Source organism: Frankia sp. QA3, assembly GCF_000262465.1.
Classification (GTDB): domain Bacteria; phylum Actinomycetota; class Actinomycetes; order Frankiales; family Frankiaceae; genus Frankia.
Genome location: NZ_CM001489.1, coordinates 5,789,520 through 5,810,756 on the forward strand (window position 1 = coordinate 5,789,520; position 21,237 = coordinate 5,810,756).

15 protein-coding genes and 1 pseudogene are annotated in these 21,237 nt (G+C 76.0%); 11 read left to right on the forward strand and 5 right to left on the reverse strand.

From position 1 onward, the window contains the following. Nucleotides 1-68: 68 nt before the first annotated feature. Nucleotides 69-641, reverse strand: a complete 573-nt coding sequence (locus FRAQA3DRAFT_RS23785) for an ATP-binding protein (RefSeq protein ID WP_009741603.1) — start codon at nucleotides 639-641, stop codon at nucleotides 69-71. Between the two features lie 52 nt (nucleotides 642-693). Further along, on the reverse strand, nucleotides 694-1,653 hold the full coding sequence (locus FRAQA3DRAFT_RS23790) for an NAD(P)-binding protein (protein ID WP_035921425.1): 960 nt from the start codon (nucleotides 1,651-1,653) through the stop codon (nucleotides 694-696). A gap of 397 nt (nucleotides 1,654-2,050) precedes the next feature. On the opposite strand from FRAQA3DRAFT_RS23790, the gene FRAQA3DRAFT_RS23795 reads away from it, so the two are divergent. Then, the gene (locus tag FRAQA3DRAFT_RS23795) at nucleotides 2,051-3,220 is read left to right on the forward strand and encodes a DUF5926 family protein (RefSeq protein WP_009741605.1); all 1,170 of its coding nucleotides are present in this window, start codon (nucleotides 2,051-2,053) and stop codon (nucleotides 3,218-3,220) included. 106 nt (nucleotides 3,221-3,326) lie between these two features. Beyond that, on the forward strand, nucleotides 3,327-4,559 hold the full coding sequence (locus tag FRAQA3DRAFT_RS23800) for a geranylgeranyl reductase family protein (RefSeq protein ID WP_009741606.1): 1,233 nt from the start codon (nucleotides 3,327-3,329) through the stop codon (nucleotides 4,557-4,559). A gap of 42 nt (nucleotides 4,560-4,601) precedes the next feature. Here FRAQA3DRAFT_RS23800 and FRAQA3DRAFT_RS23805 read toward each other — a convergent pair whose 3' ends face one another. Next, a complete protein-coding gene (locus tag FRAQA3DRAFT_RS23805) occupies nucleotides 4,602-7,613 on the reverse strand; it encodes an AAA family ATPase (protein ID WP_009741607.1) in 3,012 nt (1,003 codons plus the stop codon). Between the two features lie 368 nt (nucleotides 7,614-7,981). Between FRAQA3DRAFT_RS23805 and FRAQA3DRAFT_RS38930 the strand changes: the two are divergent. Continuing rightward, a pseudogene (locus tag FRAQA3DRAFT_RS38930) lies at nucleotides 7,982-8,569 on the forward strand (phosphatase PAP2 family protein); the annotation flags it as partial. Nucleotides 8,570-8,700: 131 nt separating this feature from the next. On the opposite strand, the gene FRAQA3DRAFT_RS23810 reads toward FRAQA3DRAFT_RS38930, so the two are convergent. After that, nucleotides 8,701-9,672 carry a phosphotransferase gene (locus FRAQA3DRAFT_RS23810; protein WP_009741608.1) on the reverse strand — a complete coding sequence of 324 codons (972 nt, stop codon included), beginning with the start codon at nucleotides 9,670-9,672 and terminating at the stop codon, nucleotides 8,701-8,703. A 102-nt stretch (nucleotides 9,673-9,774) separates the two neighbouring features. Next, entirely contained in the window at nucleotides 9,775-11,316 is a 1,542-nt protein-coding gene (locus tag FRAQA3DRAFT_RS23815) for a hypothetical protein (protein ID WP_009741609.1), read from the reverse strand. Nucleotides 11,317-12,102: 786 nt separating this feature from the next. Between FRAQA3DRAFT_RS23815 and FRAQA3DRAFT_RS23820 the strand changes: the two genes are divergently transcribed. The 8 genes from FRAQA3DRAFT_RS23820 to FRAQA3DRAFT_RS23855 all read left to right on the forward strand — a co-directional run bounded on the left by FRAQA3DRAFT_RS23820 (nucleotide 12,103) and on the right by FRAQA3DRAFT_RS23855 (nucleotide 21,124). Then, entirely contained in the window at nucleotides 12,103-13,080 is a 978-nt protein-coding gene (locus tag FRAQA3DRAFT_RS23820; protein ID WP_009741610.1) for a GNAT family N-acetyltransferase, read from the forward strand. Continuing rightward, the gene (gene folP / locus FRAQA3DRAFT_RS23825) at nucleotides 13,077-14,156 is read left to right on the forward strand and encodes a dihydropteroate synthase (RefSeq protein ID WP_009741611.1); all 1,080 of its coding nucleotides are present in this window, start codon (nucleotides 13,077-13,079) and stop codon (nucleotides 14,154-14,156) included. Before FRAQA3DRAFT_RS23820 ends, folP begins: the two co-directional genes overlap by 4 nt. Further along, nucleotides 14,141-14,617, forward strand: coding sequence for a dihydroneopterin aldolase (gene folB, locus FRAQA3DRAFT_RS23830; RefSeq protein WP_009741612.1), 477 nt, complete (start codon nucleotides 14,141-14,143; stop codon nucleotides 14,615-14,617). Before folP ends, folB begins: the two co-directional genes overlap by 16 nt. Further along, nucleotides 14,607-15,197, forward strand: a complete 591-nt coding sequence (gene folK / locus FRAQA3DRAFT_RS23835) for a 2-amino-4-hydroxy-6-hydroxymethyldihydropteridine diphosphokinase (protein WP_009741613.1) — start codon at nucleotides 14,607-14,609, stop codon at nucleotides 15,195-15,197. The genes folB and folK overlap by 11 nt, the downstream gene beginning before the upstream one ends. Beyond that, nucleotides 15,194-15,631 carry a DUF3180 domain-containing protein gene (locus tag FRAQA3DRAFT_RS23840; RefSeq protein WP_009741614.1) on the forward strand — a complete coding sequence of 146 codons (438 nt, stop codon included), beginning with the start codon at nucleotides 15,194-15,196 and terminating at the stop codon, nucleotides 15,629-15,631. Before folK ends, FRAQA3DRAFT_RS23840 begins: the two co-directional genes overlap by 4 nt. A 315-nt stretch (nucleotides 15,632-15,946) precedes the next feature. Beyond that, the gene (locus tag FRAQA3DRAFT_RS23845; RefSeq protein ID WP_232291726.1) at nucleotides 15,947-17,476 is read left to right on the forward strand and encodes a hypothetical protein; all 1,530 of its coding nucleotides are present in this window, start codon (nucleotides 15,947-15,949) and stop codon (nucleotides 17,474-17,476) included. A 519-nt stretch (nucleotides 17,477-17,995) separates the two neighbouring features. Then, a complete protein-coding gene (locus tag FRAQA3DRAFT_RS23850; RefSeq protein ID WP_009741616.1) occupies nucleotides 17,996-18,517 on the forward strand; it encodes a hypothetical protein in 522 nt (173 codons plus the stop codon). 42 nt (nucleotides 18,518-18,559) lie between these two features. Then, on the forward strand, nucleotides 18,560-21,124 hold the full coding sequence (locus FRAQA3DRAFT_RS23855) for a helicase-associated domain-containing protein (protein ID WP_009741617.1): 2,565 nt from the start codon (nucleotides 18,560-18,562) through the stop codon (nucleotides 21,122-21,124). Nucleotides 21,125-21,237 lie beyond the last annotated feature (113 nt).

The following is a 21,237-nucleotide window of genomic DNA, read 5'->3' on the forward strand; positions in this document are numbered from 1 at the left end:
GATCCCCATCGGGATCCGGTTATCGCCAGGTCCGGGACGCGGACGCGGGCGGACGCGGGCGGGCACGTTCAGACGGGTTCGTCGGCGGCCTTCGGCGGGCGGGCGGAGCCCCACGGCCCGGTCGTCCTGCGCGTCCGGCTCAGCTGTGCGCCCGGGGCGCTCTCCTCCCAGACCAGCATCTTCTCCAGATGCACGCGGGTACCCCGCTGCGGGCCCTCGACCCGGTGAAACTGGACATGGTCCATGAGCGCCCGCATGAGGAAGATCCCCCGGCCCTGCTCCGGGACGTTTTCCGGCGCCACGCCGTCCAGGCTCGGGCGCGCCGTCCGCTCGGATTCGAACACAGTCTCGAAGGAGGTGTCGAGCCCGCCGCCGCGGTCGCTCACCTCGATGACGGCCACCTCGTTGTCGACGCCGACCGATACCTCGTACTCGTCTTCGGCCTGGGCATGGAGAAGAACATTCGCGCATGCCTCTGTCAACGCAAGCTCAACATCATCGATGCATTCCTGGGATACCCCGAGAACTTTCAGGGACTGCGTACAGATGCGTCGAACCACGGGAATGGAGATCTCATCGCGGGGCAACGACAGGCTTACTTTGATCTCCATGTCGGCTGGTGTACCCCCCTCGGGCAGCATCAATCGAACCTGCTAGACCAACGTTTGTGGAAGTGCGTCACACGGTTGCCGATCACCGGAGCCGCTCGGCGATCGCCCGGCCCAACGCGGTGCCCGAGAGCCAGGCATTCTCGATCTTCGGCTGGCCCCACCCGTCGCCCGCGAGACCGATGCGATTGTCGGACAGGTGGAACTGCTGCTCGTGCGGGCGGTCCGGCCGGGCGAACGTCCACCGCTGCACGTACACCCACCGCGGCTGCTCCGGGATGGCGAGCAGCCGTCGCAGCGCCGCGATCAGCGCGGGCCCGGCCGCGGCCGGCTCGGCCAGCCGCGGCTGGGCGAACCGGGCCGTCGAGTGCGCGACCAGAACGGGCGCGTTGTCGCCTCGGCGGCGACCGTCGTCGGCGACCCACTCGATCGTGTCGTCGTCGTGGACGAAGGCGCCGTCCATCGGTGTCCAGCAGCGGTGCGACCAGCCCGCGAGCAGCGCCAGCACCGGCGTCCAGGGCCGGTCGGCGAGCAGGGCGCGCTCCTCGACGAAGGCCTCGTCGAGGTGGCGCAGCGCCTGCGGGTCGGGCATGGCCAGCACCGCTGCGTCCACCGGCTCCCCGTCGACCAGCGGCCCCGGGGTGATCCGGGCGATCGGGTCGGACTGGGCCACGCTGACACCGGCCCGGGACGCGAGGTCCGCCACCAGCGACCGCAGCCCGCGGGGCGCGGCGTAGCGCAGCGGCCCCGGTTCGGCCGCGGCCAGCGTCGCGTTCGGTCCGCTGATCACCGACATCCGCCGGGTCCACGGCCGCGCTATCCCCCGGGCCGTCCAGTCGTCCACGACCTCGGTGAACTCGGGTGAGGTGACGGTGAAGTAGGAAGCGCCGGAGTCCACGATCCGCCCGTCAATCCACCGCGAGGCCATCCGGCCGCCGATCACCCGGCCCCGGTCCCGGACCCCCACCGTAATTCCCTGGGCTTGCAACACACTGGCGCAGGCGATTCCCGCAATTCCCCCGCCGGCGACGACGACCTTTGCCACCAACCCCCCCCATTGTCTCGACATCGATGCCGGCGGGCCCGCGGGTAAACCCCCATTCTCCGCCCCGGGACGCCGCTTTCGTGGGATCCCGCGGACCGACCGGGCGGCTGCGTGCGAGCCGGGCGCGGTGAACATCTCCGCGCACCCGCCGGGATCCACTCCGGCGGGCAGGCACCATCATCGTCCCTGCCGCCCCCGACGCCCGCGTGCGGCCGGTGCCGGCTCGATGGGACAACGTCCAGCACGGGTGGGGTTCTCCCGGAATGCACCCGCGGGGTGCCGCCGCGGCGCCCGGCATCCGCGGCTCGCGCCGCCGATGGCCTAGCCTTACCCCGAATCCAGCCGTACCCCAGTCCATGTCCACGACCGTGCGTGACGGTCATGACCTCAGGAGCCCGTGATCGCACGTCGACCCGCAACCCAGCGCCCGGGCGCCCGCCCCTCCCGCGTCGCGGCGGCCGGTTCGACCGGCGCCGCCCGCCGCCGCCATTTGCCCGAGCCGGGACCCGACGGCGCGACCGGCGCGATCGGCGTGGTCGGGCCGCGCGAGCCCTGCCCCTGCGGCTCCGGGCGCCGCTACAAGGCGTGCCACGGCGAGCGCACCCGGCCCGCGCCGGTGCTGCGGCCCTTCCTCGGCCGCCGCGACGAGCCCGACCTGGTCGCGTTGCGGGAGTTGGTGCCGAGCGCGACCGCCCCGGTGATCCTCGCGGCCGACCATCTCGCCGAGCATCCCAGGCACGCCGATCGGCGCATCACGCTGTGCACGATGCTGCCGCAGGCGGCGCCCGCGCTGGTCCGGGAGAACGGGGAGATCCTCGTCGCCATGCAGACCGCGTTGCCCGGGCTGGACGCCTCCCGTGACATCGCCGGGGCGCTCCTCGCCGCCCTCGACGCCGAACCGGGCAGCGTGGTCGACGTGCCGGCCGCCTCGTCCCAGCGCCTGGTCGAGCAGCGGCCGGACGGGCTGGCCGGGCTGCCCCGGCTCACCGACCTGCTCGATCCCGCCCCCCTGGAGATCACCGTCCACCCCGGCTTCGGCTGGTGGCTGCCGCCGTCGGACGACGACAGCGGGCCCAACCAGGAGGTGGCGGCGATGCTGGAGCGCGCCAACGCCACCGTGGTCCCCACGGTGCGGCTGTCCACTGTGCCCGCCGCGTACTGGTGTCACCCCAGCGACCGGTGGCATCTGCGCTGGGCGCTGCCGCTCGCCGCGCCGGCCGCAACCGCCGCAGGCTCGGCCGAAGCAGACCCGGCCGAAGTCGGCGCGGCCGACGCCGGCGACGTTGCCCGTTCAGAGGAGGCGTTGCTGGACGCTCTCGCCCGGCTGGCTGCGGCCGAGCGGCTCACCGTGGGCCCGGGATCCCGATTCGTCGGCTTCTTCCGGGCCGACGGCCTCGTCGTACCGGTCTGGGATCTCGCCGCGGACACCGAGGCGGAGCGTTGCGAGGAGCCGGCCGCCGCGCTGCGGCTTGCCTACCGGGAGACGCTCGCGGACCCGACCCCGCTCACCGCGCAGGAGCGCCGGGTCCGGGCCGGTCTCGTCGGCCGCAGCCTCACCCTGCGCTGACACGGGTGGGGGCCGGCGTCGGTCCCCACGACGGGCACGACGGGCCGGGCGCCGCCCGGCGCACCGGGCGGAGTCGGGCGGGGGCGCTCGGCAGGGAGGGATTGCGGTGGGCACGATCGACAGGCCGGACAGCACGTTCGACGTCATCGTCGTCGGGGCGGGCCCCGCCGGGGGCAGCGCGGCGCGGGCGGCCGCGGCCGCCGGGGCCCGCGTCTGCGTCCTCGAACGGTCGTCGATGCCGCGGTACAAGACCTGCGGCGGCGGGCTGGTCGGCCTGTCGACCGACCACGTCGGCATCGACCTGGCCGGCCTGGTCCGTGCCTCGGTCAGCTCGATGACCATGACCTGGGACGGCCGATACACGGTCAGCCGGGGCCGGACCGGCGCCCGGCCCTGGCTGACCATGGTGATGCGGACCGACCTGGACGCCGCGCTGCTGGCCGCGGCCCAGGCGGCGGGCGCGAGCGTGCGGACCGGCGTGCAGGTGCTGGGCCTGCGCGAGTCGGGTGGCGACCCGGTCGACCGGTCGGCAGGCGCCTCGGAGCCCGCCGCCGACGACGGCTGGGTGACCGTGCGGGTACGCGGCGGCGCCGATCTGCGTGCCCGCGTCGTCATCGGGGCGGATGGCGCCTCCGGACGTTGCGGCACCCACGTCGGCGTCCGGTGCGACCAGGTCGACGTCGGCCTGGAGGGCGAGTTCGTCGTCGACGCCGCGCTCGCCGACCGGTGGGCCGGCCGGATGCTGCTCGACTGGGGACCGGTGCCCGGCTCCTACGGCTGGCTGTTCCCCAAGGGGCGGGTGCTGACCGTGGGGGTGATCGGCGACCGAGCCCAGGGTGCCGCGCTGCGCGGCTACTACGAGCGGTTCGTCGAGCGGCTCGGGCTCACCGGCGCCCCGCGCCAGCACGATTCCGGCCACCTCACCCGGGTCCGGGCCGTCGACTCCCCGCTGCGCCGCGGCCGGGTCCTCGTCGCCGGGGACGCCGCCGGCCTGCTCGACCCGTGGACCCGGGAGGGCATCTCGTTCGCACTGCGCTCGGGCCGGCTCGCCGGGGAGGCGGCCGCGGGGGCGGTCGGCGCCGCCGGTGCCGCCGGGCCCGTCGGCTCGGCCGCCCTGGACGCCTACCCCGCCCGCGTCGAGGCGGTCCTGGGCCCGGAGATGGCGGCGGGCAGGGAGGTGCTCGGCGCGTTCACCCGGCGGCCGGGCGTGATGCATGCGCTCATGGCGGGCCCGGGCACCTTCGGCCTGTTCACCCGGCTCATCCAGGGCCGCACGACGGTCGCCCGCCAGCTGCGGCGCCCCGGAGTCCGGGCGGCGGTGGCGGCGCTGGGCCGCTGAGCCGGCCGCCGCCGCCCGGCCAGGTCGGCGAGGTACAGCCGCTCAGCGGGGGCGGCTGCCGTGCGCCTCGCCGAAGCGTTCGGCCACGGCGCCCGCGATCTCCCGGTAGGCCGTTCGGGTCTCCCGCTTCAGGTCCGACAGCACGATTCGCCCACCGTCGGCCAGGTGGGGGTCGAAGGGGACCCGCACCACCCGCCGGGTCCGCGCCTCGAAGTGGCGGACGAGGGCGTCGACGTCGACCCGTTCGCCCTGCGCCGGGAACATCGAGATCACCGCGACCGCCTCGCGGACCTGCTCGGCGTACCCGTGCGCGTCCAGCCAGTCCAGCGTGGCGCTGGCGCTGGAGCCGCCGTCCGCGGTCGCGCTGCTCACGATCACCAGCGTGTCGGCGAGCTCCAGCACCCCGTGCATGGCGCTGTGCAGGATGCCCGTTCCGCAGTCGGTCAGCAGGATCGAATAGTGCCGCTGAAGCAGATCGTCCACGGCTCGGTAGTCGTCGTCACCGAAGGTGTCGGACAGCTCCGGGTCGTTGGCCGAGGCCAGCACCTCCAACCGCGAGTCGGCCTGGGACAGGTACTTGCGGACGTCCACGTACCGGTGCAGGCGCGGGGCGTCCTCCAGCAGCTCCCGCACGGTGTGCGCGGAGGTGCGCGGCACCTTGGAACCGAGGGTGCCGCGGTCGGGGTTGGCGTCGATCGCCACCACCCGGTCGCCGCGCAGGCTGGCCAGGGTCGAACCGACCGCCACGGTGGTCGTGGTCTTGCCGACCCCACCCTTGAGGGACAGGACCGCGATCCGGTGGCAGTCCAGCAGCGGGGTGCGGATCCGGGCGATCTGCCGGCGGTCGCGGACCTCGTCGGGCGATGGTCCGGGATTCACCGCGCCGGCCGACACCTGGTACACGAGCTTGCGCCAGCCGCGGGAGGCCGTCTGCGGCGGCGGGGGTAGCAGGGCGCTGGTGAGCAGCCCGGCGCGGCCGCCGGCATCGTGCGGACCCGGGTCCGCGGGGGCCGGCCGGCGCGTCCCGCCAGGCCTCATCCCGGCGGCCGGACGATCGTCGGACGGATACGGGTCGGACCCGTCCGCGCGGTGTCGCCGAGTCTGGCCGAGATGGGCGTCGCCGTCCGGATATGGAGCGTATGGGTCGACGGAGAGCGATGGCCCGTCGTCCGGGTAGGGGTCGTAGTCCGGGCGCGATCCACGGCCGAGGCGTGACCCGCGGCTCGGCCACGGCCCGCCGTCCTGATGCGGCCCGCCGTCCTGGTGCGGGGTGTGGTCCTGGCGGCGCCCATGGTCCTGGCGGCGCCCATGGTCCTGGCGGGGCTGCGGATCCTCGCGGGTGTGCCGGGAGGAATCGCGGCGATCCTGCTGGGGGCCGTGGTCCGGCCGGGACTCGGGGTCGTTGCGGGCGCCGCGGTGGCGTCCGGACCCGGTGCCCCGCTGGGAGCGCTGCCGGTCGGCGTCCGACAGGCGTCCGGACCGGCCGTACGCGTCGTCGTCGGGGTACGGGGCCTGTCCCGGCGGCGGTCCGGGTGTCACCCGGCCGGACGCGTACGGCGCACCGGCGGTGGGCGGCGCACCGGCGGTGGGCGGGCCGGCGGTGGGCGGCGGGCCGGGAAGGGCACTGCCGCGGCCGAGCGCCTCCTGCGGGATGACGCGGTGGTGGCTGTCCGCGTGCGGCGTGGGGTGGGGCGTGCCGCGGCCGGATGCGTCGGTCGGCCGGCCCTGGTAGGCCCGGCTCGGGTGGGGCGGCTGGGCGGGCGGGCGGTGCTGGCGCGTCTCGCCTGGGTGCGGGGCCTCGGACGTCGGGGTGCCGTAACCGGCCGGGCGGGCCGGCGGCACGGTGGGATCGCGCAGCCAGGAAGGGACGCGCCCGTGCGCGGCGGGAATCGACGCCGGCCCGGTGAGGGGGCCACCGAGGGTGATCGCGCCGGTCGCCGCGCTGCCGGAGGGTGGCGGGGGAGCCGGGTACTCGGTCGAGGGACGGTACTCGTCGAAGCGCTCGCCGTGGGCCGCGCCGGCGTCGGCGCCGGCGCCGGGCAGGGGAATCGGCATGGTCGATCGCGGATCGATCGGGGCCGGCGCGGCCGCCCACCGTGGATCCTCCGGCCGCTGCCGCGCCGCGCCGCCCGCCCAGCCGGTCGAACCATCGGCCACGGCGCCGGGCGGGGGAAAAACCGCTGAGCCGGCCGGACCGTCCGGCTGCTCGCGGGGGACCACCGGCGTGGCGTAGCGCGCCGTGGGCGGGGCGGGCGGGGGCAGCACGCCCGGCGATGGTGCCTGCGGGCCGGGGGGCGGTGCCTGGGGGGCGGGTGCCGGTTGGTGTCGGGGTGAAGCTGCCGGGGGGCTGGGCGGGAGCGGGTCCCCACGCCAGGCGCGGGTCTCGGCCGGTGGGGCCGGCGGGTACGACTGACCGAACGCCCCGCCCGGGGTCAGCGGGAACCGGTCGAGCAGCGGATCGAACGTGCGCGTCTCGATCGGGAGCATCCGGCCGTTGCCGCTGCTCCAGCCGGGCTGGGCGGCGGGATCCGGGCCCGGGCCGGGATCGGACTGGCGGATCGACGGCCAGGTGTCGGAGACGGCCGGTGGCGCCGAGTGGCCGGCTCGTTCTGCCGGGAGGGCGCCCGCGTGGCCGCCGCCTCGCGGGACGGCGTCGACCGACCAGCCCTGGCCACCGGCGGGACCGCGCCCGGCCGTGCCCTCCGCGGGCCATCCGGCACCGGGCTGCCCCACCGCTGCGGACCATCCGGAACCGGCCGCGGCGGCGCTGGCTCCCCCCTCGCCGGGCGGCGGGGTCGACGGCCGGGCGGCCGGCAGCCGGCCCTGCGGCCAGGACGGATGCCCAGGTCCCGGCAGCGCGCTCCCGCCGGCCGGCCCGCGGGCCGAGCCATGGCCGGGCGACTGCGCCCGCCCGGGTTCGGCGATGGCCCGCCCGGGTTCGCCGATGGCCCAACCGGCGTTGCCGATGGCCCGGCTGGTGTCGCCGTTGGCCCGCTCGGTGTCGGTCACATCGCCGACCTGGATGGCGCTGATCTCCCGACCGTCGCCGTTCACGGGCGGACTCCCCGCAGGGCTAGGCCTCGGGCTGGATCTTCCGATCCGGGCTTTCCCTCCGCGATGTCCAAGGGTCTCCCCTCCGATCGGGCGAGCCGAGCCATGCGGCCGGGGCTATCTGACGCCCGTGCGTGGGGGACGGTACGCCGGTCCGCGGCGAGCGGAACCGACCGTCCGTTGCAGGACGTGGCCAGCCGGACCGGTCCGGCAGGTTGAACCAGAATGACATGCGGTGGGACGGACCGCACGGGCCGGTGCGTCCCCAGTGCCGTGGCTCGCCCGTGTCGCTTGAGGAACGTCCAGCTCGCGCGGTTCGAGACCGGGCGCTGCATGGGATAAGCCGGACGAAGCTGGGCAGGGACGCGACGATGCCATCGGGTACCCGCGGGATTCGCCGGGGCGCGCAGGCTGCCGCCCTGGCGTTTGTGGTGCTTGCGATCGTGGTCGACGCCGGCTGGTCGCCGGTGGTGGAGAACGACGCCGACGTCGCGGAGGCGCTCGGCCGGCTGTCGGCCACCACGGGCTGGCTGGTGAGCGCGCTGCGAGGGGTGAGCGAGGTGTTCCACCCGACGGTCTTCCGGGCGCTCGCGGTGGTCGGCGCCGCCGCGCTGTGGTGGCGTTCCCGCCGCGGTGGCGTCGGCCGAGCCGATCCGGCCACCACCCGCCGACTGGCACTGTTCGCCCTGGTGACGGTCGGCGTCGGGGGGCTGCTGGTGACGGGGTTCAAGGAGCTGATCGGGCGGGCCCGCCCGTCGTTCACCAATCCGGTGGCGCACGCCGCCGGGCTCAGCTTCCCCTCCGGGCATGCGCTCGGCGCGATGGTCGCCGCCGTCGTCTGCCTCGTCGCGGTCCGGGCCGTCACCGGCCGCCCGCCGCGATGGCCCTGGTGGGTCGGGTCGGGGGTGGTCGTCGCGCTGACCGGCTTCTCCCGGCTCGGGCTGGGGGTGCACTTCCTGTCCGACGTCCTCGGCGGCTACCTGCTCGGCGTCGCGTGGGCGTTGGGGATGGCGGCCCTGCTGCGTCCCTGGCGGCCGGGTGACGTCGCCCCCGGATCGGGGCCGGCCGGCCCCGATCCGGCGGAGCAGGCTCATCGGTACGGCGACCAGCGGGCGTCGGCGTCCCGGTACCGCAGGCTGTCGATCCGGATACGGAACTGGGCTGCGACGGTCGTGCTGCTGGCCAGCACCGGGAGCACGCTGGTGACCAGTTTCAACTCACGGACAGCCCGCAGGACGGCGAAGCCCTCCCAGGCCGTGACATCGAAGCCGTATTCGCGCGCCAGGTCGCGATGGGCCCGCGGGTCGTGGCCGAAACGCACCCGGCCGACCGCGACCGGGACGAGATCCCATTCGGCCGGGCCGACGCTCGTGGCGTCGAAGTCGCACATCAGTACCCGGCCGTCCGCTGCCCGGATCAGGTTGCCCAGGTGGGCGTCGCCGTGAACGACGGCGGTCGGCAGCGCGTAGCGGACGGTGCCGAGCGCCGCGGTGACGCGTTCGGTCATGCGTTCGAGGAACCGGCGGTCGGCGCCGGGTAACGACTCGGCGTCGGATAATCGCCGCCGGACGTCGTCGAGGGGGTCCCAGCGGGGCAGGGGTGGCCTGGGCGGGTCGAGGGCGTGCAGGGCGCGCAGCAGGGCGGCGAGGTCCCCCGCGCGCGGGGGCGGGCCGGCGGGTGACGCGCCGGTGGGCGTCGCGTCGACCCAGACGGTCGCGACGAAGCCACCGGCCTCGACCGGGGCTGGCACGCCGGGCATGAGGCGGACGGCGGGGGCGTGCCGATCGGCCAGCCAGCCGGCCACCCGGACCACCTTCGCCACCCGGTGCGTCATCGCGGCGGAGCCGGTGATGCGCACGATCGCGCCCGCGCGGGGCAACCGGTACACGGCGTTCACCGTCCGTTTGACCAGGACCGCGCCCGCGTCGTCGAGGCCGGCGCGGGCGGCGATCTCGGCGACGGCGCGGCGGGTGGCCGCCGCCGTGAAACGGGCCCGACCCGGCGGATCGGGGCGGTCTGGCGGGCCGGGTGGATCCGGCCGAGCAGGACTGTCGTCGGCCATCGCCGCCATCCTCCCGATCGAGGGACACCGGGTCGGGGTGCCGGGACGGGCAGCGGGCCGCTGGGCGCGGCGCGCGGGCCTGGTCCGGCGGGGTGGGTCAGCTCAGACGGTCAGGCCTGGCGCGGTGATCGCACCAGGGCCGGGCCGCTGGCCGGCGGCGGAGCGTTGCCATTCCCGGACGAGCAGGGCGAGCTCCCGGACCTCACGCACCTCGCTGTGCGGGCGGGTCGCGGACAGCAGCTGGTCGGCGCGTCCGGAGACGGAGGCGACCGTGCGTCCCCAGGAGATCTGGATTGCCTCGGTGGCCAGGTCACAGACCCGTTCGAGCTCCAGGCGCCCCTGGCGGGCGAGGGCGAGGGCGAGGTCCAGCCGGATCACCGAGCGGAAGCCGGGGGCGTTCATCGCGTCGAGTTTCGGCATCGCGAGCTCGGCGTGCTCCTGCGCCGCCTGCGGCCGGCCGAGCAGGCACAGCGCGGTGGTGGCGTTGTAGGACACCTCGACCGGGTTGAAGTTCTCGAAGCTCGGCCCCGGGCGCCCCCACTGGTCCGGGGGGATCAGATCCGCCAGGTCGTAGGCCTGGTCCAACGCCTGGGCGGCGCCGCGCACGTCACCGAGGGCGGCCAGGGCGCGGGCCACCTGGCAGATCAGCCGGGCGCGCACGGGGCCGTCGCCGACGTGGGTCAGCCCGTCGCGGGCGAGGCGGAGGGCCTCGTCCGGGCGGCCGGCGTAGAACTCGTTGACCGCGGCGACCTCCCGGGCGGAACCGCGCAGCGGCCCCTCCCCGGCGAGTCCCCCGGCCTGGAAACCGAGGGTGGTCAGCGACCGGGCGGTCTCGATGTCGCCGAGCTTGAAGGCCGCGTCGGCGCCGAGGACCGCGACCCGGCCGGTGAGCATGTCGCGGCGGCGGGCGTCCCCGGCCGGCATCGAGCGGCGGCCGAGCCGTTCCAGCCCCCGGCGCAGGCGGGCGGTCTGGGCGAAGATGTGCGCGGGCGGGGTCGCCTCGTGGGCGTCGAGGAGGTCGCCGAGCATGTCGTCGGCGCGCTCCAGCGCGAGCTGGATCGGGCTGGCCGCGAGGACGTCGGAGACCTCCATGATCTGGCCCTCGGCGAGGATCGCGGTCATCATCGCCGCTCCGGCGTACCGGTGGAACTGCCGGCGGTCGGAGACGCCCGGGGCCGCGGGCCGCGGGGCGGGGGCCACCGCGTCGGCGGGTGCGGGGCCGGCCGCGGTCGGCGTGAACGCGGCCGGGGCACCGAACATCATCAGCGAGTGCGTGGAGGGCGCCGCGCAGGACGGGTACGGGCCGCCCGGCGACCACCCGGACCTGACCGGGCCGGCCGGGCCGAACGGCTCCTGACCGAACAGGACCGAGGAGCGGGCCAGGTCCGCGAGGTCGTCCGCGGCCCAGAGCTGCTGGGCGGACGGGGCGCTGATGGGGCCGAGGTCACACCGGTCGATCGGCGGCTGCGTGGGCGGCTCCGGTGGGTAGTCCTCGGGGTGATCGTCCGGGGGGGTTCGGGCCGGCGGGATGTTGATCGACTCGCTCGTCGCTCGCCGGACCGGGGGAGGGCCGGAGTGACCGGTCGGGCCCGTGGATCCGTGATCGGATCCACGGCCCGGTGAAGATCCGCTCGACTGCGGCATGCCGCGCGTCCTTCCTTCCGAAAACACCACGGTCAGCGACCGTGCCGACAAGGTAGCGAGGGGCGAGGCCCGCTGCGAGGGGCGACCCGTCGGAAGCGCACGGTGAGACCACGCGACCTGGCGGTTCCGTGACCGCCGGCTACTCCGGCGGCGGTCCGGTCCGGTCCGGCGGTCGATGGCCGGCGGCTCCGGCGATCGCGCGGCGGCGACGCTGCCACCAGCCAGTCACTCCGGTCGTGTTGACCGGGTTCTACCGGTTCCTCGTTATCGATACTAGAAGGACTGCTGCGCCGGAGGGTGACGATGAAGCCGGCGCAATGTGCCCGCCATCGTGGCTCTACGTGGTGTTTCTCTGAGGTTTCCACAACTGATCTTGTTGTGGCCGGCTGTTCTCGATCGCCTGGTGGGGCTGGGCTGAGACCGGTTTCGGTGGCCGCGGGAGAAGGAAATCACGTCCTGACCGGACAGAACGGAGAAGGATTGTGCAGTTGCCGTCGGAATCTGCCGGCCTTGCGTGGTAGAGCCGGACCGGCCGTCGGCGGCAACCGACCGTCGGTCTGCTCCAGAATGGGAACGAAGCGGCAATAGTACTGAAATTATGACATTCGGTCATGGTTGCCGCTGCTGGGTGGGGTACGGGTGTGGTGCCGGCCCGACCGGATGTCGCCGTCCATCGACGCCATCGGGTCGGTAGCCTCGGCATGATGGCGGATGCGGCCCAGCAGTACTCCTACTCCCGCAGGTCGCGCCGTGGGCGCGGACCTGCCCGGCCGACAGGGGTGCGCCATGCCCGGTGACCAGGCGGCGCCCTGCCCGCCGGACCCGCTGAGCGGCCCGCGGGCCGACCTGCCGCCGGCCGAGGCGTCCCTGGCTCGCGAGCTCGAGGCCGTCGCCCACCGGGCCTGGCCGCCGCTGCGGCAGATCGAGGTCGGCGGGTGGACTCTGCGAGCCTCCGCCGGCTCGTCCCGCCGCGGGAACTCGGTCTGGGCCCACGGCGGCGTGCCCGATGCGCCGGCCGCGCTCGCCGCGGTCACCGACTTCTACGCCGCCGCCGGCCTGCCGCCCACCTTTCAGCTGACCCCGGTCGCCCGACCGAGGGAGCTCGGGGCCGTGCTCGACGCCGCCGGCTATGACGACACCGGGCCCACCGACGTCTGCACGGTGCCGCTCCCTGCGCTGGCACGGGCCGCCGCCGGCCCCGCCGGCCCCGGAGAAGCCAGGGGGGATCGCCCACCCGTCGCGGCGCGCGGGCTCGGCGCCCGGACCGCGCCAGCGTCGGCGTCGGCGTCGGCGTCGATCGGCGTGACCACGTCCGACGCCCCGGGGGATGAGTGGCTGCGGGTCGCCGGGCAGGTTCTCACCACCTTCAGCGTGCAGCGGGCCGGCACCCTCGCCGTGCTCTCGGCGCTGCGCCTGCCCACCGTCTATGTGACGCTGACCGTCGACGGTGTGCCGGCGGCGGTGGGCCGTGGCGTCGCCGACGACCGCTGGCTGGGCATTTACAGCATGGCGACGCTGCCGGCGGCCCGCGGCCGGGGCGCGGCCCGGCGGGTCGTCGCCGCGCTCGCGCAGTGGGCGGGGGCGCGCGGAGCCACGCACGCCTATCTCCAGGTTGAGGAGGTCAGCACCGTGGCCAGGGGTCTGTATGCCGATCTCGGCTTCCGGCCGGTCTACCGGTACTCCTACCGCCGGGCGCCGCTGTCGGTGGCCCCGGACGCCCCGGATCCCCGGGGCGGCGGCCCGGCCGAGGCGGGTGCCGCGTGAGCGTGACCGTCGGTGACCTCCTCGAGCCGCGTGGCCTCACCAAGGTGATGGGTGTCGTCAACGTCACGCCCGACTCGTTCTCGGACGGCGGCACGTTCCTCGACCCGGTGGATGCGGTGCGGGCCGGGCTGCGGATGGTGGACGAGGGCGCCGACCTGATCGACGTCGGCGGCGAGTCGACCCGCCCGGGCGCGTCCCGGGTGGCCGCCTCGGAGGAGATGCGCCGGGTACTGCCGGTCGTGGCCGAGCTCGCCGCCGCCGGGGTGCGGGTCAGCGTCGACACCAGCCGGGTCTCGGTGGCCGCCGCCGCCGTCGACGCGGGGGCGGTGCTGGTCAACGACGTCTCCGGTGGCTGCGATCCGGACCTGCTCGGCCTGGTGGCCGACCGCGGCGTCCACTATGTGCTCATGCACGCCCGCGGGCCCAGCGTCGACATGTCCAGCCGGGCCGTCTACGGCGACGTGGTCTCGGAGGTCACCGCCGAGCTCGCCGCGCGGCTGGAGACGGTCGTTGCCGCCGGGGTCGCGGAGGACCTGGTCATCCTCGACCCCGGGATCGGCTTCGCCAAGACCGCGGCGCACAACTGGGCGCTGCTCAACAACATCGACGCGCTTGCCGCCCTCGGCCGGCCGCTGCTCGTGGGCACGTCGCGCAAGTCCTTCCTCGGTTCGGTCCTGGCCGACGCAGGCGCGGGCGCGCGGCCGAGCGACGAGCGCGACGACGCCACGCAGGCGACCACCGCGCTGCTGGCCGCCGCCGGGGTGTGGGCCGTGCGGGTGCACGCGGTGCGGCCGGCGGACGACGCCGTGCGCGTCGTGCGGGCGTGGCGGCAGGGCGGCGCCGGTGATGCGGCGACCACCGCGAGCGTGCCGGTGGTGGTGCCCGGGGCTGCCGGTTCGGCCGGCCGCCGGTCGCGGCTCGCCGCGACGCCGCGGACCGGTGCTGGGCCGGCCAAGAACGGCGGCACGGGCAAGGGGGGCGGCGGCAGCGCCGACGCGGGGCCGGGCCGGCGAGACCGGCCCACGGCCGCGCCCGGCTACGCGGGGGAGCGGGAGGTGCCGTGGTCACCCCGGTGACGGGCGGCCCGGTGACGGGCCGATCGGGGCTGGGTGGGTCCGGGCTCGGCGACGTGCCGCTGGATCGGATCAGCCTGACCGGGCTTCGGGCCCGCGGCCACCACGGGGTGCTGCCGGCCGAGCGGGAGCTCGGCCAGGAGTTCGTCGTCGACGCCGTCATCTGGCTCGACGTGTCCGAGGCGGCGCGCGATGACGACGTCACCCGCACCGTCCATTACGGCGAGCTCGCCGAGACGCTCGCCGGCATCGTCGCCGGCCCCCCGGTGGATCTGATCGAGACCCTGGCCCAGCGTCTCGTCGCCGCCTGCCTGCGCGCGGATCGGGTCGTGCGCGCCGAGGTGACCGTGCACAAGCCGGCCGCGCCGATCCCGGTCCCCTTCGGCGACGTCGCCGTCACCGTCACCCGGGATCGCCCCGCCGACCCGACGCCGCCGGCCGGCCCCGCGCCCGATGGCCGGTGACCGGATGACCGGGGCCGCCCACGCGGTGCTGGCGCTCGGCTCCAACCTCGGCGACCGCTGGGCGCTGCTGCGAGCCGCCGTGCGCCAGCTCGACGAGCTTCTCGGCGTGACGGCCTGCTCCCCGGTGTACGAGACCGCGCCCGTGGGCGGTCCCGAGCAGGACGACTACCTCAACGCGGTCGTGCTCGCGGCGCCGGCGCCACCGGGGGAGCTGCTGGCCGCGGTGCGCGCCGTGGAGGAGCGGGCGCGGCGGGCGCGGACCGTGCGGTGGGGGCCGCGCACGCTCGACGTGGACGTCATCGCGCTCGGCACGCTGCGCAGCGACGACCCGGAGATCCTCATCCCCCATCCGCGGGCGCACCTGCGGGCCTTCGTCTGCGTGCCCTGGCTGGACGTCGACCCCGAGGCGACCCTGCCGGGCCATGGCCGGGTCGCCGATCTGGTCGCCCGGATGACGGACGCCGGGGAGCTCGTCGGCCTGCGGCGGACCGCCGGGCGGCTGCGCGGCGACGGTCCGGCCGGCGCCGCCGGGGCGCCCACCCGGGCCGGGGAGACCGGCGAGGGCGGGGCGTCGGCGTGAAACCCACCCGATCGCGCGATCTCGTCCTGGCCGCGGTCGTGTTCGGGGTCCTCGGCTACCTGCTGCTGTGGTGGGCGTACCGGTCGATTCCCACGCTGCCCCGCACGGCATCGCTGTCGGTGGTCGTCATCGGGGCCATCGAGCTCCAGGTCGCCGCCCAGACGAGGCGCCGGTTGGAGGGTCGGCCGGGCACCCGGCCGATCCTGCCGCTCACCGTCGCCCGGCTGGCGGCGCTCGCGAAGGCCAGCTCGGTCGTGGGGGCGGCGCTCGCGGGCGCCTGGGCGGGTGTGCTCGGGTACACCGCGCCGCGGACGGACGAGTTCCCGACCGCGGGTGGCGACGCGATCACCGCGGGGCTCGGCCTGGCCGCCGCGGTCGTGCTTCTCGCCGGCGGGCTGATCCTGGAACGGGTGTGCCGGGTCAAGAAGCAGTAGCGCGGACGGGCCCGGCCCGCCGCCTCCTCTCCGACCCCGTCTGTCGTTCTCCTGACCGCCGCGGGGTGCCTGCCCTCACCCGAACGGGCCGGTCGTCCCCGGTGGTCGCGGTGGGCGGATCGGGGCTGGTCATCGCCCCGAGCTGGTCGCCGGGTCCGTTCGCGTCGGAGCTACTCTGGGGGCAATCGCCGCATGTGACCGTGACCAGTGTCAGAGTTGTCCTAGTTAAGACCATCCTATGGTGATTGGCGGCGTTCTTCTTGCCGGTCGATGGGTGTCGCGGTGGCGAGGCGCGAAGGCGGGAAGGTGCGGGCGGTGGTCGCTGAGGGCCGGAACCGCGATGGATCGCGGGACCACCCGTCGGGCGCCGCCCGGCGCGACCCGGCCGCGGAGCCGGCGCCGGACGGCGACCCGGTCGGCGGGGCCCAGCCCGGCGGCGGCCGGATCGTGGCATTCGGCACCCTGCCGGCGGGCCCGCCCAGGCATCCCGCGCCCCGGCCCGACCGCATCGCGGCCATGACCGGGTTCGACCCGGTGGACATGGTGACCGCCCCGCCCCCCGACGGCGCGCTGCCGCCTCGGCCCGTCGGCGCGCGGCCCTCGGTACAGCCGCCCGCTGCTTCCCGTCCCGCCCGCGGGGTGGGGCCTTCCGCCCCCGCCGGGCCGCCCTCCGCCGCCCCGGCGCCGCCGCGGCCGGCGCCCGGGGAAGCGTCGACAGGCCGGACGCGCCAGACCTTCCGAGCCGTGGCCTTCGGCAACCCGACGGCCGGCGGGGCCGAGGTAGTGCCGTTCGATCCCGCGGATGTAGGCCCGCCGACCCCGTGGCGGCCCGATCCCCCCGACCGTTCTCCCACCGGGGAGCCGCCGGCCGATCCGTACGACCGGGCCGACCGATCGGACCCGGCTGGATTTCGCCGAACCGGGGAGTATGGCGGCGAACCCGATCCGCCCCGGGTACGCGGCTTTCGTGCCGACGCCCCGCCGGGCTGGCGCGGTTTTCGTGGCGCCGATCCGCCGGGCGGTCGCGGCTTTCCCGCGTCCGATCCGCCGGGCGGCCGTCGATTTCCCGGAGAGCATGCGCAACCCGCGGTCGACCCCGTCCCCGAGGCGCCCGATCCCCGCCGCGGCGAGTCGGGCCCGTCCGCTGCCGGCCCGCCCCGCGTCCGGCCTGCCGCGCCCAGCCTGCTCGACCAGGTCAGCTACACCGGCATTCAGCAGGCGCTGCCGGCCGGCGAGCCGGACCCGGCAAGCACCCGCGGGCGGCGCCCGGACGGTGGCTCGGCCCAGGACGAGGTCGATCTCACCGGCTACCAGCCCGCCATCCGGGAGGGTGAGGGCTGGGAGCCGCGCGGGGCCGCCCGTGGTGAGGCGCGGCCACCCGCGGGCGCCGGGCGCGTCGGGTCGGGCCGCCCTCCCCCGACTGGTGAGCGGGCCCGGTCCGGCGGGCGCCCGTCGCAGGCCGGCGACCCCGCCGTCGGCACCGCCGGGCGCCGGGATGGCCGGCCCGGCGGACGGTTCGACGGCCTGCCCGGGGAGAGCCGGTCCCTGTACGACACGGACGACCGCGAGCGCGACCGCGACGGTGGCCGCGACCGCCCCCGGGCAGGCGATCCGGCCGACCGGCTTGGTGCGCGCCCGGCCGGTCGCCGTCGGCCCGGTGGCCGGCCCGGTGGCCGGCTCGGCCTGGTCCAGGCCGCGCTGGTGCTGGCGGTGCTGGTCGTCGGGGTGTCGCTCGGCCGGACGCTGGCGCTGCCCGGGGACGCCGGGATGATCTCGCGGCTCCCGGACTGGGGTCGTGCCAACCACCTGTCGTTCCTGGTGGATCGGGTCGACGGGCCGCGCTGACGGGCCGCGCTGACGGGCCGCGAGGTGGGGGCGGTCGCTGAACCGGTCCGCACGCTGATCCGTCGACCACCACGCCGCGGGATCCGGGGCTCGGCACCTCGCCGGGTGGCCGGCCGGCACGGTGGCCGCTTTGGTGGTCCGCGTGGGAAAGCCGTCGCAGGCGGTGACCGAGTTGATGGTTTGTCGGGCGGAGATCAATTGTTGTCGTCGTTGTCGTACTTGTCGCTTTATGGTCGCCCTTGCGTGTGATCAAATCTATGTCCGGGTAACCTGGGATCTCAGGATGGGAGTGGCCTTCCCACCGTTGAGACGCGGGAAGCGGACCTCGCCAAAATTGATGCGTCCCAGTTTGCCGAATCCCCTTGCGTTCGGCGGTCCTCGGCGTGTCCAATCGGTATTGGTAGGTCTGTCGCATTCCGTCGACCTCGTCTCGCGAGTGCCCGCCACCGTCGGGCACCCTGGTCGCCGATGTTCGACCGAACGCGTGCCCCGGCCTGCCAAGGCATCCAAGGAGGCCACGTGCGTCCGAGACTCGCAGTAGCCCCTGCGGTCCCGCTGGCCGGCGACGCCGGTCACGGGGTGCCGCAGCGGGACTGGACGGCGCCGGGTCTCACGGGGACGGGCGCCACCGCGTCCGAAGTCTCCGACGGTCCCGGGCGCCCGGCCACCGAGGCCGAGGCCGCCGCGATCACCGCCGCCGTCCTCGACAGCCCACTGGTGGCCACGCTCGCGGCGGGCGGCCTTCGCATCACCGGCATCCGTACCTCGACCGGCGCTCCGGACTGGGCGTTCGCCGTCCTGCGTGCACCGGGTGGCACCGACCCGGCGATCGCCGTGCTGCGCTGGGACACCTGCTGCGGCTGGGTGTTGGACCAGGTCGGCACGGCCCGGCTCGGGCTCGGGGCGGGCGGCGGCGGCCCGACCATGCGGCGCGCGGACCTGCCGGTCGCCGGGGCGGCGTCCGTCCGCCGGCGTGACGGCGGCGTCCGCCGGGGTTGCGAGTCCGGCGTCCGGACGGGTGACGCGGCGCGTTCGAGGTAGGCCGCGGCGCTGTGCCCGGCTGGTGCCGGGCCAGCTACCGTCATGATGGTGTCGATGCCGGTCGATCCCGCGCCAGACGAGTACCCGACGCTCGTGGGCTGGCTGCGCGCGCTGCCTGACGAGGCGATCATCCGGCTGTTCCTGCTGCGACCCGATCTCGCGACACCGCCGCCGCCGGATTTCGACGTCCTGGCCGCCCGGCTGGAGATCCGGGTGAGCGTCGCGCGCGCTCTGGAACGGCTCGGCACCTTCGCGTGCGAGGTGCTGGAGGCGCTGACGATCCTGCCCTCCCCGGTGCCGCTGGCCGAGCTTGCCGCGTTCTGCGGGCACGCCGAGGTGGTGGCCGGGGTGGTGCACCGGCTGCGCGAGCTGGGCCTGCTCTGGGGTGATGACGGCGCGTTGCGGGTCGTCGGCATGGCCGTCGATCTCGTGGGGTCGCGGCCGCTCGGGCTCGGCCGGCCGATGCGGGAGTGCCTGTCGGCCTACCGGCACCCCCAGCTGGCCAGGGTCGCCGCCGCCGTCGGCCCGATTCCGCCTGCGACGGATTCGGTGGAGTCCGGGACCGGGTTCGCCGCCCGCGCCGATCTCGGCGACGCCATCGCCGAGCTGTTCGCCGATCCGGCGCGGGTCCGGGGCTGGCTTGACGGGTGCTCCGAGCGGGCCCACCAGCTGCTCCGCCGGCTGGCGGCCGGTCCCGCGCTCGGCACGACCGCCGAGGCGGGTCGGCTGCTCCCCGTCTCGGCGGCCCGCAGCCCGGTCGAGGAGCTGCTCGCCCGGGGTCTGCTGGTCGGGATCGACGAAGACACCGTCGAGCTGCCGCGGGAGGTCGGTCTCGCGGTGCGCGGTGACGCTCCGGCCGGCCAGCTACATCCGTATCCGCCCGAGCCGACGGGCGCGGATGTCGGCGCGGCGGCCGCCGACGCCGCGGCCGCGCTCGCCGCGGACACCGTCGTCCGCTGGGTCACCACGCTGCTCGACGCGTGGGGCTCGACGCCCGTGACCCCGCTGCGCACCGGCGGGTTGAGCGTGCGCGACCTGCGCGCGACCGCGAAGCTGCTCGACACCGACGAGCGGACCGCCGCCTTCGTGGTGGAGCTCGCGGCGGCCGCCGGACTCGTCGACGCGACAGCCGGCGTCGACGTCCAGTACATGCCCACCGCGGCCTACGACCGCTGGGGCACCGACCTGGTGGCGGCGCGGTGGGCGGTGCTGGTCGAGGGCTGGCTGCGTTCGCCGAGCGCCGCCTGGCTGGTGGGCGAGCGGGACGAGCGGGGTCGCCAGATCGCCGCGCTGTCGCTGGAGGTCCGCCGCTCCTCCGCGCCGGACCTGCGGGCCCAGGTCCTGCGCGCGCTGGCGGCGGCGCCGGCCGGGGTGGCGCCGACCGGCGAGTCGCTGCGCGCACTGCTGACCTGGCGGGCGCCGCGGCGGGCGGGCACGCTGCTGGCCGGGATGATCGACGGCACGGTTGGCGAGGCGGAGCTGCTCGGCCTGACCGGGCGGGGGGCGCCGAGTACCGTCGGGCGGCTACTGGCCACGCAGCTCGACGAGGAGAGCGCCGACCCGGCGCGGGTCGTGGGCCTGCCGAGCCGGCCGGCCGGCGGGGACGCCGCGCTGTGCGGCCGGCTCGCCGACGCCCTCGCGCCGCTGCTGCCCGAGCCGGTCGAGGAGCTGCTGCTGCAGGCGGACCTGACCGCGGTCGCCCCCGGTCCGCTGCTCCCCCGGGTGGCCGCGGAGCTCGCGCGGATGGCGGACGTCGAGTCGTCGGGTGCCGCGACCGTCTACCGCTTCTCCGAGGAGTCGCTGCGCCGCGGGCTCGACTTGGGGCTGACTGCCGAGGACATCCACGCCACGCTCGGTCGCCTGGGCCGCGCCGGCGTCCCCCAGGGGCTGACCTACCTGATCGACGACACCGCCCGCCGGCACGGCCGGCTGCGGGCCGGTCCCGCATCGAGCTACCTGCGCTGCGACGACACCGCGCTGCTCGCCGAGGTGGTCGCCAGCCGCCGCACGCAGGGGCTGGGGCTGCGCCGGATAGCGCCGACCATCGTCATCTCCCCGCTGCCGACCGGCGAGGTGCTCGCCGGTCTGCGCGCCGCGGGATACGCGCCGGTTGCGGAGGCGCCCGACGGCCGGGTGGTGCTCAGCCGGCCGGCCACCCACCGGACCCCGGCAAGGCCGCGCCCGGCGCCCGTCGACGTCGCTGACGGGCGGCTCGCGCAGGCGCGCGACGTGCTGCGGCTGGTGCGCCGCGGCGACGACAGCGCGCAGGCGATGCGGGCGGCCGGGGGTGTCGCCGGCGCTGAGATCGGGCTCACCCGGTCCGCCCCGCTCATCCTCGTGATGTTGCAGGGCGCCGTCCGGGACCGGCGCCGGGTTCTGCTCGGGTACGTCGACCAGCAGGGCACCCCCAGCGACCGGATCGTGCGGCCGACCGCGGTGGATGGTGGCTGGCTGACCGCCTGGGACGAGCTCAGCGCCGCCCCGCGTCGCTTCGCCCTGCACCGGGTGACCGGGGTTGCCGACATCGACGAGGTGTTCGGTGGTGGCGGCGCCCCGGCGCCGGCCGACTGGACGGCCTCCACGCCGGACGCGGCCGACCCGCCCTGAGCTCCTGAGCCTGACAGCCCGTGAGCCTGGCAGCCCGTGAGCCTGGCAGCCCGTGAGCGACCGCCCTGAGTCGGACGGCGCCGCGGCTGCGGCGTTGCGTGACTGTCTGCCCC